The sequence below is a fragment of the Acinetobacter sp. NIOH-H-8 genome (assembly GCF_046635365.1).
Lineage (GTDB): Bacteria > Pseudomonadota > Gammaproteobacteria > Pseudomonadales > Moraxellaceae > Acinetobacter.
Genome location: NZ_JBHDVN010000276.1, coordinates 1 through 412, shown reverse-complemented (window position 1 = coordinate 412; position 412 = coordinate 1). Strand labels below are relative to the sequence as shown.

Annotated in this window: 1 protein-coding gene and 1 pseudogene; both read right to left on the bottom strand. The window is 52.4% G+C overall.

Annotated elements, in window-relative coordinates:
* On the bottom strand, nt 1-166 hold a 166-nt coding region (locus ACEWB7_RS18215), incomplete at its 3' end, for an HAD family hydrolase (protein WP_411581118.1).
* A pseudogene (locus tag ACEWB7_RS18210) lies at nt 159-412 on the bottom strand (ribulose-phosphate 3-epimerase); the annotation flags it as partial. The pseudogene ACEWB7_RS18210 and the gene ACEWB7_RS18215, both read right to left, overlap by 8 nt.

The window sequence follows — 412 nt, the reverse complement described above, 5'->3', positions numbered from 1 at the left end:
CATCTGCGCCGTTACCAATCCAGGTAATAACGCGTTCTTCACCTGCGATGGGCAACTCCAGCGCATACAGCGCCATATCTACCGCAGCAGCAAGTCCGGGAGCACTGTCGACCAGCGTACCATCAAGATCAAAAGCGACGCCGCGAATATCTTCAAACTTATTCATGACTTACCTTTGCCAGTTCACTGCGCATTTCATCAATGACTTTTTTGTAGTCTGGCTGGTCGAAGATTGCCGAACCGGCGACGAACATATCCGCGCCCGCCGCAGCGATTTCGCCAATGTTGTTCACCTTCACGCCACCGTCCACTTCCAGACGAATGTCAAAGCCAGACTCGTCGATACGGCGACGTACTTCGCGCAGTTTATCCAGTGTTTGAGGAATGAAAGACTGACCGCCGAAACCAGGAT